Here is a 12,203-nt window from a genome sequence, read left to right on the forward strand (position 1 = left end):
ATGTTAACCGCACTTTTCTTACTTTTTTGGGAGTGATTATGCTAGTTTATTTACATATTTTTTTCGCCTTTTTAAGTTTTGCCTTGTTGGTGATTCGTGGTGTAATGCAGCTTACTGGCAAAAACTGGCGTTCGATAAAATTATTAAAAATTTTACCGCACTTATCAGATACCCTGTTGATTGTTTCTGGTGTCGTCATTTTATATCTCTTTGTTTTTGATATTGAATGGTGGTTAATAGCTAAATTCGCATTACTGATTTTATATATCGTGTTTGCAGCGAAATTTTTCAGTAAAAAAGTTTCTCAACCCAAAAGCATTTTCTTTTGGCTTGCTTGCGTAAGTTTTATTGGATCGATGTTAATTGCCTATTTAAAATAAAAGATGCCATCTCGCCAGCTTCAAATTTTAATCAGCAAAACTTTGCTGCTTGTGCCTGATAACGTATTAATTATCGGTGAAAGCGGCATTGCTTTTTCTAAAGCAACGAATTTGCTCGGACAAGAATTTGAACATATTTTATTTGATGCGCGAAATGGCATTCATCTTGAAGCGCTAGCCATTGTAGCTGGAACACTGAAAATGGGCGGCACACTTTGTTTAGTGTTATCCGATTGGGAAAATTTATCTCTGCAAGTTGATCAAGATAGTTTACGTTGGAATGGTAATCAGGCAGCGATTGCTACGCCTAATTTCATTTATCATTTCAAACATTGCATTGAACGCTACCATTTCCCTATTTTAAGAGATAAAAGTGCGGTTGAATTTCCTACGGTTTTTTATTCTAACGAGCATCACAAAAATGCCACGTTAGCTCAGCAGCAAATTATTGAGACTATTTTACAAACCGAGCAGGATATTTATTTTCTAACCGCCAAGCGGGGAAGAGGGAAATCAGCATTATTGGGGATGCTCGCTAATCAAATTCAAGCGCCAGTTTATCTCACCGCACCGAATAAAAGTGCGGTGCATTCAGTTATTGAATTTTCAGAACGAGAGATAGAATTTATCGCCCCCGATGAACTGACTATTCGGTTACAACATGAACCCGAATTTAGTCAATCCGCTTGGTTGCTCGTAGATGAAGCAGCGATGATCCCATTGCCGTTATTGCAAGAATATTCTCAATATTTTCAACATATTGTCTTCAGTACTACAATTCATAGCTACGAAGGAACGGGACGTGGCTTTGAATTAAAATTTAAACGAAAAATTCACCGCACTTTTCAGCATTTTGAGCTTAAGCAGCCCCTACGTTGGCAAGAAAATGATCCGTTAGAACATTTTATTGATGATCTTTTGTTGCTAAATGTCGAAGATGAGTTTCAGCAATTTCCTTTTCAGCCTCATCTCCCTTATCAAATTCGAAAAGTGCAAAACCCACATCATATTGCAGAGTTTTATGGCTTAATGACATTGGCGCATTATCGAACCTCGCCACTTGATCTTCGTCGTTTACTGGATGGGGAAAATCAACGCTTTTATTTTGCCGAATATCAGCAGAATTTGCTCGGTGCAATTTGGGCATTAGAAGAAGGAAATATGGCTGATAATGAGTTGATTATTCAAATTCAACAAGGCAAACGCCGTCCGAAAGGGAATCTGGTTCCACAGGCATTATGTTTCCATGAAAATCTGTCCCAATCCTGTAAATTACGATCTTTACGCATTTCTCGTATCGCGGTTCAGCCAAATTGGCAAAAACAGGGTATTGGTCAAAATCTAATGAAATTTATGGAAAATTCAGAAGTGGATTTTCTTTCGGTAAGTTTTGGTTACACTGACGAACTCGCAAAATTTTGGCAAAAGTGCGGTTTTGTTTTGGTGCATTTAGGCGAACATCAAGAAGCGAGTAGTGGTTGTTATTCAGCGATTGCTCTTAAAGGTCTTTCCAAAGAAGGCTTGGCTTTAATTGATACTGCGCACAAACAATTTCAGCGTAATCTCCCTTTATCTTTTCATCCGTTCGCCATAAATTTTGAGCAAAATCAGCTTGATTGGCAGATTGATGAGTTCGATTGGATGAGCTTAAAAAACTTCGCTAATTTTCACCGCACTTTATTTTCGAGTATTCCTGCGATAAGGCGTTTATTAAAATTAGTGGGCAAAGAAAATTTTCCATTAATTTCTGCTTATTTAACAAAAAAACAACTTCCTATTAACAAGAGGAAAGGCGTAGAATGGTTACGTTTAGAAATTAAACAATATTTAGAACGAGGAACTTTATGACAGAACAAACTGAGAAACCCAAATGTTGGTTTAAACGTGCACTTGAAAAATATGATAATTTCATTAAAGAATGGGGATTAGATCAACCTAATTGTAGCTGCGTGCCTATGTCAGCAAAAGAAGATGAAAATGGTAATTTGAAGAAAACAGAAGATAAATTTAATCAGTAAATACCTTTTTATATACGGTGAATCACTTGAAATGATTAGTTATTTTTTATCTTTGCTACTTCTTTATATATTAAAATCGATATATAATAAATTAGATACCGATAATCATAGGAGATGATTCATGAAAAAATTAACTAAAATTTCAACCGCACTTTTAATCGCAGGATTAGGATTTTCTTTTGCAGCATCCGCTAAAGTGACTGTATTTGCAGCGGCTTCAATGACCGATGCATTACAACAAGTAGCAAAAGATTACGCAAAACAAAATCCGAAAAATGAAGTGGTGTTTTCTTTCGCTTCTTCTTCAACTTTAGCAAAACAAGTTGAAGAAGGTGCGCCAGCGGATATTTTTGTCTCTGCAAGCAATAAATGGATGAAATACCTTTCTGAAAAAGATTTAACCGTGAAAGAAACTGAAAAAGTGTTAGTAGGCAATGATTTAGTCTTAATCGCACCAGCAAAAAGTGCAGTTAATTCGGTGGATATTGCAAAAGGCGAGTGGATTAATGCATTAAAAGATAGTTATTTATCTGTTGGCGATCCTGCGCACGTGCCTGCTGGTCAATACGCAGAAGAAGCGTTAACTAAATTAAATTTATGGGATAAAGTACAAGACCGTTTAGCACGTGCAAAAGATGTGCGTGGTGCATTAGCTTTAGTGGAACGTGCAGAAGCACCTTACGGTATTGTGTACAGCACTGATGCAAAAGTAAGCCAACAAGTAAAAACGGTTGGTATTTTCCCAGCTGATAGCCATAAACCCGTTGTTTACCCCGTTTCTATTGTGAAAGGGCATGATAATGCAGATTCTCGTGACTTCTTGAAATATTTAGAATCAGATGCTGCGAAGAAAGTGCTTGTAGGGTATGGTTTCTCTGCAAAATAAGATAGAATCTTAATAGTCATGAAGGGCGGATATTTCTGCCCTTTTGTTATTATAGAGCACCTTACCTCTCATCAATATGGGATATTCCCATAAACAAGGGATTTAAAGAGAGGCTATTCAGATAAGGATTCATTTTGCTTACCCAATTTTTTTCATTTTTCAATCTGACTCCAATGGAAATCTCAGCGATTAATTTAAGCCTGAGTGTCGCCGTCAGTTCTATGCTTTGGAGTTTGCCTTTAGCCATTTTTGTGGCGTGGCTTTTAGCGCGCAAAAACTTCTATGGAAAATCCCTGATTACTGGCGTGATTCATTTGCCTTTAGTGTTGCCACCTGTGGTTATCGGTTATCTATTGCTTGTGGCAATGGGGCGTAATGGTTTCATTGGCAAGTATTTATATCAGTGGTTTGGCTTATCTTTTGGTTTTAGTTGGAAGGGGGCGGTGCTTTCTTCTGCAGTGGTTGCTTTTCCATTGGTTGTTCGTGCGATTCGACTTTCTTTAGAAAATATTGATATTAAATTGGAGCAAGCTGCGCAAACACTCGGCGCTTCCGCTTGGCGTGTATTTTTTACAATAACCTTGCCGCTTTCTTTACCAGGGGTTTTAGCTGGGCTAGTGCTTGGTTTTGCGCGATCATTAGGGGAATTTGGCGCGACTATAACCTTTGTATCGAACATTGCAGGCGAAACTCAAACGATTCCACTTGCGATGTATTCTTTTATTCAAACACCAGGAGCAGAAGAACAAACCGCTCGCTTATGTTTATTTGCTATCATTTTATCATTGATTTCTTTGCTATTGTCAGAGTGGTTGAGCAAGCGAATGCAGAAAAAATTAGGACAAGGAAATGTTGAAAATTAATGTGAAAAAACAGCTCGGGCAACTTGCCTTGCAAGCGAATATACAAGTGCCAGATCAAGGTGTAACCGCAATTTTTGGTTTGTCTGGCTCAGGCAAAACGTCGCTGATTAATCTCGTGAGTGGCTTGATACAACCTGACGAAGGATTCATCCGTTTAAATGACCGCACTTTAGTGGATATGGAAACTCAAGAATCATTGCCGACCCACTTGCGTAAAATTGGCTATGTGTTCCAAGATGCGCGTTTATTTCCTCACTACACTGTGAAAGGCAATTTGCGCTATGGCATGAAAAATGTCTCGCAAGATGATTTTAACTATATTGTCGATCTTCTTGGTATTACTCATTTATTAAAGCGTTATCCCCTCACGCTTTCAGGTGGTGAGAAGCAGCGTGTAGCAATCGGTCGAGCATTGTTGGCAGAACCTGATATTTTACTGATGGATGAACCACTTTCTGCCCTTGATATTCCCCGTAAACGCGAGCTAATGCAATATTTGGAACGTCTTTCTAAAGAAATTAATATCCCGATTTTATATGTTACACATAGCTTAGATGAGCTGTTGCGTTTAGCGGATCGTGTTGTGCTGATGGAAAACGGCATTGTGAAAGCCTATGACAGCGTAGAAAAAATTTGGAATAGTCCTATTTTTGCCCCTTGGAAAGGAGAAAGCGAACAGAGTAGTGTACTTGCCTTGCCCGTTCATTTGCATAATCCTCCTTATAAAATAACCGCACTTTCGTTAGGTGAACAAGTACTTTGGATTCATCAAGTGCCTGCGAATGTAGGCGAGCGAGTGCGAGTTTGTATTTATAGTTCAGATGTTTCTATCACACTGCAAAAGCCAGAACAAACAAGCATTCGTAATATTTTACGTGGCCAAGTTGCACAAATTGAGATACAAGATTCTCGAGTGGATCTTGCGGTGCTGGTGGATGGACATAAGATTTGGGCAAGCATCAGTAAATGGGCCCAAAATGAACTGCGTTTTTCTGTTGGGCAAGATGTCTATGTTCAAATTAAAGCAGTGTCGGTTATGTGAATATCGCGTCTTATTGATTGTTAAATGTTATTGATAACGGTGAATAATCGATATATTCACCGTTTTTAAAACTAATACGTCCCGCGGTATTCCCGAATATCCACAGTGGTATCATAAAGCCCGATCTGCTCTGGGTTATGTTTCTCAATGCCTGTATATTTAAGGCTGCTATCCACATAACGCTTAAATTTAAACACCGCATCATTCATCAAGCCTTTGTTAAACAGATTTAAACTCACTAACAAATCAAAATCGGATTGGTTCAATCCTGTCACTTTTTGGAACAAACCTGTATCAAGCTGACGAATCACATCTTCTAACATATATTCGCGGTAATCGGTCAAATACATAAAAATAGGAATACGGGTAGCAAATTTCATCAATTTTTCTTGAATCTGTTTCCGCAAACTTTTCTCCGCTTTTTCTTCCTCCGAAATCGCTTTTTTCTCTTGCGGTGTCGGGTTATCGCCTGCCTCTTTTTTCGCTTTTTTAACCGCTCCTGATTTATTGAGGATGGCTTCTACATCCGAATTTAGCTGGCGGAAGCCCTCAATACCCATTAAGGCTTTCATTGCCTGATCGTTATTTTTCAATTTTCTAAGTGTGTCATTATCCACATTCACTAACAACGCACTTTCCCAACGGCGAGCCAAAAGTGTTGCCGTTGTGCCACTCATCGCCATATCTAAAATGCCCGAGGCATCAATCGCTCGCATTGAACTGCCATCATATGCCAACACAGGCAAAAATTGGATAAATTCCGCCACTTTACGTTCTGGGTTTATGTTGTCTGTATTCAGTTGGCAACTGTAATCAGCAAGTTGGCGTAATGCGCGATCAGGTGCAAAATCAAACACATAACAATTCTCTTTTAAGATACATTGCGCATTGGGATTATTCGGATCTTGTCCACGTAATACCCACGGCGTTTGCACACGGAAGGCTGCTTGGAAATAGGTTTCCGGGCTGGCAAGGTTTCGCAACATAAAAATCCCTGCCCAAGGTGCAACGGATACACCTGTCGTTAATTTACCACAGCTAAGCGTAATGCTTTTGGTTTTAAGCGGATCTTGCATCGCCTTTTTCACAGGAATTAATGCATCAGCCCCCATGCCTGCTTCATTGCCTGCAGCGACAATAATGCGATAATCGTGATAAAACGTATTTTGTGGTTGAGCCAATAAATTCCGCATCGCATAACAACTTGCGACATTTGGCAAGAACCAAAGCGTGTGCAACAAACTACCTAATAGATTGGCATCACTAAAGGGCATTGGTGGGCGATCTGTCCCCATTTTGAGATTATCCACCGTAGTAGAAAGCAGCTGCCCACGAATGAGATCTAACCATTTTTGCACTTCATTTTGGTATTTAAATTTCGCTTTTGCTCCTTCACCTGTAGCAGAGAAAAATACGTTTAAATCAAACTCAGCAAACTCTCCTTTTAAGGCAACTTCACGAATTTCATCGGGCAATTGATAAGTCAGCATTACCATTTTCGGCAAGGCTAAATATGGGTTATCTTCACCCTCCCACGTATTTTTTGCCTTTTGTTCATCGGAATACGTCCAGTTGAAAATTTGCTCTTCAATAAACTCGCCCGAATTGATGGCACGGAATGGCGTACCCGATAAATAAAGGTAGTGATCGGTGGTAATTGGTAACAATTCTTCATCAAAGTAGTTGGGCGAATCAAGCTCCATTTCGTGCTCTTCAGCTTTCTGTTGCTTGGATTGCTCTTTCTCCCAATCGTTATCGGCAAAGAGATCTTTCGCCTTGTCGCGCCACGCCCCGTAGTGATATTCATCAAAAACCACACAATCCCAATTAATGGTGTGTACCCATTCATTTTTGAGCTTAATCCCGCCCGCTTTGCTTTTACCCAAATAATCTTGGAACGAACCAAAACAAACCTGCGGAAAATTGGCATTCATTTGCCAATCTTTTTCTTCCGTCACGAACGCCCAATCTTGGAAATCAAGGTGATTTTCCAAATCTTCTTGCCACGCGTTTTGTACTGCAGGTTTAAACGTTAGTACTAATACCTTCTTCCATCCCATTCTTTTTGCTAATTGGTACGCTGCAAAGGTTTTCCCAAAACGCATTTTGGCATTCCAAAGAAAATGGGGAATTTTATCTTGATTAAGTGGGTCATTTGCAAAATTTTGGAAATAATCAACCGCTTTTTCCACCGCACTTTGCTGTTCAGGCCGCATGCCGAAGTTAAAAATCGCTTGGCGTTTCTGCACTATGCCCGTTTTTACTTCTAATAATGCCGCTTGTACTGCTTTTAAATCACATTTAAACCATTCGCCATCAAGACGTTCTATGCCATGCTTAAGCAGTACTTGATGCACTTCGTGATCAGTAAAAAATGAACCATCTTCACGGATTGCTTCTTCGTCTAGTTCAACACGGTAGCTTTGAGAAGGTAATGCAACAGGATATTGTTCTTTTAAGCGTTCCGTCACGGTTCTTGTGGTGTAACCGACTTTTAGGCAATTGGGATAACGGCTGTCAGCGTAGGCATAAATTCTTGGACGGCGTAGCGGTGAAAGGTAGCTCATTGTTTTTCCTTTGTGATATTACAGGCATATAAAGTATAAATTTTTCTCAAAAACTCCCATCTTTAGCAAAGAGGGGCAGGGGGGAGATTTGGCAGGCGTGAAAACGAAGTTCATGAGAAATTAAGATCGCAATCAAATCTCCCCTACCCCCTCTTTTCTAAAGAGGGGGATCTTGAGCATTATTCATTAGAAACAGGGCGAACCATTGATTCAATATATTCAATTTCTGTTTGGGTTAATTGATATTTTTCATAGAGTTCTTTGTCTGTCCATGGTCTAGAGAAGTCTTGCATTGGAACAAGTTCATAGACTTTTTTAGTGGTATGTTGGGTATTTTTCTTGAGCGTAAGCATAAAATGGAAAAAACGTGTATTAATGTAACTCATCACATTTTCACAAGTTTGTTTATCTTCAAATGGTCCCATAACAAGATAAGTTTCTGTACAAGCTGTATTGGGTTCGGCATAAATCGGTTTTACCCAGTCAGTTTTACTATCTCCAGAGCCTACGGCATAAGGTGCAATAACTTTATGGGCATGAATCCATTGCTTATTAACAGGAATATTTTCTTGTTTTACATAACCAATGCCTTTATTTTGATAAAGTTTTACATTATGAGCTGATGATTTATAAGGTACAGAATTTCCTTTAAAATTTGTTGCTAATCCAAATGGTTTTCTTCCGCTAATTAAATCACTAAAACTTTTTTCTTCTTTTTCTTTTACTTTCCTTAAAATGTGAACTGCACTGTTATAACGAATTAAAAAATCTAATCCTTCTTCTTTAAGCGGTCGTTTCATTTCAGAAATTTGCGAATTTTTTTCGTGGGTCGCAATTAAGCAATCATCGTTGTGTTGTTCTTCCCAAAGGAAATAACAAACGCCGCCTTTAATCTCTACACCCGTAAAACAATCATTTGAATTTGGAAAATCATGAATTTCTGAAATTCGTCGGTCATTGAGCATTTGATCACGAAAATCATCTAAACCTTTCCCACCGGTAAACCATCTTGCCGGAATAATCATCGAAAGGTATTTCGGCTGTAATTTAATGGCTTGTTGCACAAATTGATCATAAATCGGTTTGGCACTGGCTTGTGCACCACCATCACTCAACTGATACGGCGGATTGCCGATAATGACATCAAATTTCACGGGTAATTTCTCATTAATATTGGCTAAATCATTGATGAATAAAGGAATAGGCATGGTTTTCTAATTCATCGCCACGCTCATAAACTTGTTCGCTTGCACCGCACTTTACGCAACGTCCATTTTCCCATTGGTGTTTTAGCGGAGAATAAAAAATGTTGCCTTGTGGATCGTTAAATCCCTCACAAACAGAAAATTTTCCATTGGCTTCACGGCTGCAATAAAGTGTGCGGCGGGCAAGTAAGGCAGTGAGTTCGGTGATACCTAAGCCAAAAATTTGTTTAGTTAGAATATGGTTGATTCGGGTTTGTAAATCGGGAATTTCGTCTTTCAGCCCTTCCAATAACCGTTTGGCAATTTCTCGTAAAAATACGCCTGATTTAGTGGCAGGATCGAGAAATGTTGTTTTTGATGAACGGAATAATTCTTGCGGCAATAAATCCAACATTTGATTGGCAAGTGCAGGCGAGGTAAACACTTCATCGTTCGATAAATTTGCCAAGCAAGAAAGCACGTCAGGGTTATAGTTTATCGATGGGTTTTGCATTTTGTATATCTAGAAAATAGTGTGAGTAGAATTCTTGTTTTGAAAGTGATTGGTAAGATTGTTCCCTTTGAACTACTAAATTTTTGAAGGTGAAATCATGGCGTTTAATTTTCCATTTCAAATAACCCCCCCCATTTCTTGTGCTGTCCAATGAGGAAAAGTTAGCATTTCATATTCACCATGCTGATTAGGTTTGGCATAGGTCATCGAAAGTGCATTTCCATGAACAATGTTTAGTTCTAAGATATATTTCAGCACTGCATAGAATTTTTCATTAATCTCTTGATAAAGCCGTTCATACTCTTGCTGCATATAATGAAATAAGCGCATTCGGCAAGCGTTGACGTTATCTTCCAACAGTTCAATCCCGTAAAGGCAATACAAAGCTCGGATAGCATAAAATTCATATTTACGTTGATGCTTTTTGTATAATCTTTCTACCTTTGCCAACTTTCTTTTCAAAATGGCAATTAAGAAATTCCCATCACCACAAGTCGGTTCTAGATAAGTTGCTTCATCTTGTAACGGTCTTTGTTCAATAAGATCTAACATCGCATTTACTTCTTGCTCACGAGTAAACACTTCCCCGTGATCCGCAACACGCTGTTTTGATTTAATTTGTTTGGTCATATTTAGCTAAAGAGAGTTTTTTGACAATTTATCAACTGTCACAGATATTTACGTAACTTTCATTGAAAGTTACGCTAAATAAATTTCCGTTAGCTAGCTTAGAGGAATGAATGAAAAAGAATATTTTGCGGAAAAATTACGTACAACTTTATTAGCAAAAGGTTATGACCCCAAAGCTTCTGTAATTGAACGTGAATTTAACTTACGCCATTATAGTAAACCGATCGGTTTACACGCTGTTGCTCGCAGGTTAAGAGGTGAGGGCTTACCTTCGCTTGCACGGCTTCAAACTCTTGCTGAATGGCTTGAAATTGATATTCAAGAATTAGTATCAGATGAAAAGGCCTATCAAGTTGCAAAATTAGAGAAGAAAAAAGAATCAAACAAGTATACTTGGGAAAGTGCGGCAAGTTATCAGGATCAGACGCTTTTTCAGATGTTCTTGAATTTGCCACAAGAGCAGAAAAAAGTGGTACGTGAGGTGATTATGGCGATGGATAAGGCATATCGTTCGGGGAAATAATATGAATAATAACCGCACTTTTTAAAAGTGCGGTTATTTTCATGACTGTTTTATTTAACCTGATTAATCAAAAATTGGGTTAATAGCGAAACAGGACGACCGGTTGCGCCTTTATTTGCGCCTTGTAGCCAAGCCGTACCTGCAATGTCTAAATGTGCCCAGCGATATTTTTTCGTGAAATTAGACAAAAATGCACCCGCTGTAATTGCGCCACCCCAGCGCCCGCCAATGTTGGCAAGATCAGCAAAAGGCGATTTAAGTTGCTCTTGATATTCTTCGCTTAATGGTAAACGCCACGCTTTGTCAGTGGTTTCTGTTGCGGCTTGAAGCAGTGCATTGGCGAGATCGTTATCTGTAGAAACTAAGCCACTATTGTGTTGACCAAGGGCAACGACACAAGCACCCGTCAAGGTGGCAACATCAATAACGAGTTCTGGTTCAAAACGCTCAACATAAGTAAGGGCATCACAAAGGACTAAGCGACCTTCCGCATCGGTATTGAGCACTTCTACGGTTAAACCGTTCATGGTAGTGAGAATATCGCCTGGGCGATAAGCATTGCCATCAGGCAGATTTTCACAACCAGCTAAAACACCAATAACATTTAATGGCAAATTCAACTCTGCAATGGCTTTCATTGTGCCAAAGACAGAGGCTGCACCACACATGTCATATTTCATTTCATCCATATCAGCGGCAGGTTTAAGTGAAATACCGCCAGCATCAAAGGTTAATCCTTTGCCTACAAGTACAATGGGTTTGGCGTTTTTATCTGGCGCATTATTGAATGTCAAAATAGACATATAAGCACGGTTTTCAGAGCCTTTTGAGACGGCTAGATAAGCATTCATTCCAAGTTTTGACATTTCTTCTTCATCCACAACTTTCAAAGAAAGTGCGGTAGAATTTTCTGCTAAATTTTTTGCTTGTTCAACAAGATAAGCGGGGTTGCAGATATTTGGTGGCATATTTGCGATGTCGCGTGCTGCTTTTATACCTGAGCTAATCGCATTGGCATGAGCAATAGCCTGTTGTGCTTGATCACAATCCGTATTAAAGATGAAGGATTCTAAAATAGAGGCTTCTGCTTTTTGAGATTTGAAATGATCAAATTGATAATTGGTGTGTTCAATTGTTTCGATGGCAAAGCGGATATTCCAATAAAGATCGCGATCTTTTAATTCAATTTCAGTTAAATAAGAAATGACTTCACGCGTGTTGGTTTCTTTTAGTGTTTTTAATACAGCTTGGATGATTTGTTTATATTGACGCTCCGTGAGTTCTCCTTTTTTGCCACAGCCAACGATTAATAGGCATTTGGCAGCCAAACCTTGAAGATCTCGAAGTAAAATAGTTTGGGCTAATTTGCCAGTTAGCTCACCTGATTTCACTAAGTCGTTTAAATAGCCTTGGGTTAATTGATCGATTTCATGGAAACTTTTTGAAAATTTATTGTTTTCATATACGCCTAAAACAATGCAATCACTGGCTTGAGAAAGTGCGGTGTTTTTTGCTTGATATTTCATTTGATGTCCTTAAATTTCTGTTTAATTCAGCGAAAATAAGGTATCATACGCGACCGATTTTATCCAGTTT

Annotated in this window: 10 protein-coding genes and 1 pseudogene; 7 read left to right on the plus strand and 4 right to left on the minus strand. The window is 38.9% G+C overall.

Annotated features, from left to right (window positions below; all coding sequences use genetic code 11):
* Positions 1-38: 38 nt before the first annotated feature.
* From KP712_RS01475 to modC, 6 genes are all read left to right on the plus strand, one after another.
* The gene (locus tag KP712_RS01475; protein WP_111407260.1) at positions 39-380 is read left to right on the plus strand and encodes a SirB2 family protein; all 342 of its coding nucleotides are present in this window, start codon (positions 39-41) and stop codon (positions 378-380) included.
* A 3-nt stretch (positions 381-383) separates the two neighbouring features.
* On the plus strand, positions 384-2,228 hold the full coding sequence (locus tag KP712_RS01480) for a tRNA(Met) cytidine acetyltransferase TmcA (protein WP_111407261.1): 1,845 nt from the start codon (positions 384-386) through the stop codon (positions 2,226-2,228).
* Positions 2,225-2,398: a DUF5363 family protein gene (locus tag KP712_RS01485; protein ID WP_165818716.1), complete on the plus strand. Its 174-nt coding sequence runs from the start codon at positions 2,225-2,227 to the stop codon at positions 2,396-2,398. The genes KP712_RS01480 and KP712_RS01485 overlap by 4 nt, the downstream gene beginning before the upstream one ends.
* 121 nt (positions 2,399-2,519) lie before the next feature.
* Positions 2,520-3,284, plus strand: a complete 765-nt coding sequence (gene modA, locus KP712_RS01490; RefSeq protein ID WP_111407262.1) for a molybdate ABC transporter substrate-binding protein — start codon at positions 2,520-2,522, stop codon at positions 3,282-3,284.
* A 134-nt stretch (positions 3,285-3,418) separates the two neighbouring features.
* The gene (modB, locus tag KP712_RS01495) at positions 3,419-4,147 is read left to right on the plus strand and encodes a molybdate ABC transporter permease subunit (RefSeq protein ID WP_165818717.1); all 729 of its coding nucleotides are present in this window, start codon (positions 3,419-3,421) and stop codon (positions 4,145-4,147) included.
* A complete protein-coding gene (gene modC / locus KP712_RS01500) occupies positions 4,134-5,189 on the plus strand; it encodes a molybdenum ABC transporter ATP-binding protein ModC (RefSeq protein WP_111407264.1) in 1,056 nt (351 codons plus the stop codon). The genes modB and modC overlap by 14 nt, the downstream gene beginning before the upstream one ends.
* A gap of 71 nt (positions 5,190-5,260) precedes the next feature.
* Here modC and KP712_RS01505 read toward each other — a convergent pair whose 3' ends face one another.
* From KP712_RS01505 to KP712_RS01515, 3 genes and pseudogenes are all read right to left on the minus strand, one after another.
* Positions 5,261-7,756, minus strand: a complete 2,496-nt coding sequence (locus KP712_RS01505; RefSeq protein ID WP_111407265.1) for a DEAD/DEAH box helicase — start codon at positions 7,754-7,756, stop codon at positions 5,261-5,263.
* Positions 7,757-7,935: 179 nt separating this feature from the next.
* Positions 7,936-9,454 (minus strand): annotated as a pseudogene (locus KP712_RS01510) (Eco57I restriction-modification methylase domain-containing protein).
* A gap of 117 nt (positions 9,455-9,571) precedes the next feature.
* On the minus strand, positions 9,572-10,084 hold the full coding sequence (locus KP712_RS01515; protein ID WP_243583115.1) for a DNA methyltransferase: 513 nt from the start codon (positions 10,082-10,084) through the stop codon (positions 9,572-9,574).
* Positions 10,085-10,190: 106 nt separating this feature from the next.
* On the opposite strand from KP712_RS01515, the gene KP712_RS01520 reads away from it, so the two are divergent.
* A complete protein-coding gene (locus KP712_RS01520; protein ID WP_111407266.1) occupies positions 10,191-10,607 on the plus strand; it encodes a hypothetical protein in 417 nt (138 codons plus the stop codon).
* Positions 10,608-10,657: 50 nt separating this feature from the next.
* Here KP712_RS01520 and KP712_RS01525 read toward each other — a convergent pair whose 3' ends face one another.
* Positions 10,658-12,133 (minus strand): leucyl aminopeptidase, encoded by a 1,476-nt coding sequence (locus KP712_RS01525; RefSeq protein WP_111407267.1) that lies wholly within the window; start codon positions 12,131-12,133, stop codon positions 10,658-10,660.
* Positions 12,134-12,203 lie beyond the last annotated feature (70 nt).

The organism is Haemophilus sp. SZY H68 (assembly GCF_018829685.1).
In the GTDB taxonomy this organism is placed as follows: Bacteria; Pseudomonadota; Gammaproteobacteria; order Enterobacterales; family Pasteurellaceae; genus Haemophilus; species Haemophilus haemolyticus_K.

Excerpts from the sequence above, each read along its gene's own strand:
- KP712_RS01480 (WP_111407261.1), top strand. The coding sequence starts at position 384 with ATGCCATCTCGCCAGCTTCAAATTTTAATCAGCAAAACTTTGCTGCTT.
- KP712_RS01515 (WP_243583115.1), bottom strand. The coding sequence starts at position 10,084 with ATGACCAAACAAATTAAATCAAAACAGCGTGTTGCGGATCACGGGGAA.
- KP712_RS01505 (WP_111407265.1), bottom strand. The coding sequence starts at position 7,756 with ATGAGCTACCTTTCACCGCTACGCCGTCCAAGAATTTATGCCTACGCT.
- modA (WP_111407262.1), top strand. The coding sequence starts at position 2,520 with ATGAAAAAATTAACTAAAATTTCAACCGCACTTTTAATCGCAGGATTA.
- KP712_RS01475 (WP_111407260.1), top strand. The coding sequence starts at position 39 with ATGCTAGTTTATTTACATATTTTTTTCGCCTTTTTAAGTTTTGCCTTG.
- modC (WP_111407264.1), top strand. The coding sequence starts at position 4,134 with ATGTTGAAAATTAATGTGAAAAAACAGCTCGGGCAACTTGCCTTGCAA.
- KP712_RS01485 (WP_165818716.1), top strand. The coding sequence starts at position 2,225 with ATGACAGAACAAACTGAGAAACCCAAATGTTGGTTTAAACGTGCACTT.
- KP712_RS01520 (WP_111407266.1), top strand. The coding sequence starts at position 10,191 with ATGAATGAAAAAGAATATTTTGCGGAAAAATTACGTACAACTTTATTA.
- KP712_RS01525 (WP_111407267.1), bottom strand. The coding sequence starts at position 12,133 with ATGAAATATCAAGCAAAAAACACCGCACTTTCTCAAGCCAGTGATTGC.